Origin of the sequence: uncultured Campylobacter sp. (assembly GCF_937997595.1) — a bacterium.
In the GTDB taxonomy this organism is placed as follows: domain Bacteria; phylum Campylobacterota; class Campylobacteria; order Campylobacterales; family Campylobacteraceae; genus Campylobacter_B.
This window is the reverse complement of record NZ_CALKTS010000339.1, coordinates 1-1059: the sequence shown is the minus strand read 5'-3', so window position 1 is coordinate 1059 and position 1059 is coordinate 1. Positions and strand designations below refer to the sequence as shown.

The window sequence follows — 1059 nt, the reverse complement described above, 5'->3', positions numbered from 1 at the left end:
CATCTAAATGAAATTTCAGCTCAAGTGTGCCTGGATAATATCGCAGGGTCGCTAAATTTCGCCATCGCAAACACCAGTGGCGTCAAGCTCGTGCTCGAAAATACCGCCGGCCAGGGCTCCAATCTCGGCTATGATTTCGCTCAGCTTGCTTACGTGATCGACAAAATTTCAAACAGAGATCGCATCGGCGTTTGCATCGACACCTGTCACGCGTTCGCCGCAGGATACGATCTGCGCAGCCCGCAGGCCTACGAGCGCACGATGAGCGAGTTTGACCGCGCGATCGGCTATAAATTTTTAAGCGGCATGCACCTAAACGACACGAAAAACGAGCTTGGCGTGCGCAAAGATCGGCACGAGAGCCTCGGGCGCGGCTTTTTGGGGCTCGCGGCATTTGAAAACATCATGAACGACCCGAACATCGACGAGATCCCGCTGATTTTAGAGACGATCGACGAGAGCCTCTGGGCGGAGGAGATCGCGCTTTTGCGCAGTATGCAAGGACGCCGCAAAGCCTAATCGGACGCCTTTTGCGCCACGTAGAATTTTATCTCATTTCGCTTCAAAGTGGCGCCTAGCGATAAGAGCCTTTATGCCCTGCGTTTACATCGTGGGATTTATCACTTAAATTTTAACAAGCAAAATAATGAGGATCGCGCGTTAAGAATGCCGCGGCAAAAAAGTCGCGAAATTCTACGACGAAAACACAGCACCATAGCAAAAGAGCAAAATTTTTATAGAAAAACGCAGCGTCGCGGCAGAAATGAAAAATTTTACGCTACGTAATTAAAATTTTCAAGCAAGATTTTTAAAGCGATGCGGCGGCAAATTTTAAAATTCTATCGCTACGATATTTCAAGGCTCAGCGCCAAATTCGAAGCTCTAGGAATTTTAAAATTCTAAATTCCACATCAAAAAAAACGACGCGAAACTTTATATTTGCGACTGCGTAAATTCCAACCTTGCAATTCTACTTTCGCCCGATCTATGCGGAGGCGCAAGTGCATAAGGCTACGTAATTCTAACTTAAAATTCTGCTGCGTACCAATCTATGCTTTT

At 46.8% G+C, this 1059-nt stretch carries 1 protein-coding gene; it reads left to right on the top strand.

The features are described 5' to 3' along the window. A partial coding sequence (locus Q0614_RS11460) for a deoxyribonuclease IV (RefSeq protein WP_298788824.1) occupies window positions 1-519 on the top strand: 519 nt, incomplete at its 5' end. Window positions 520-1059 lie beyond the last annotated feature (540 nt).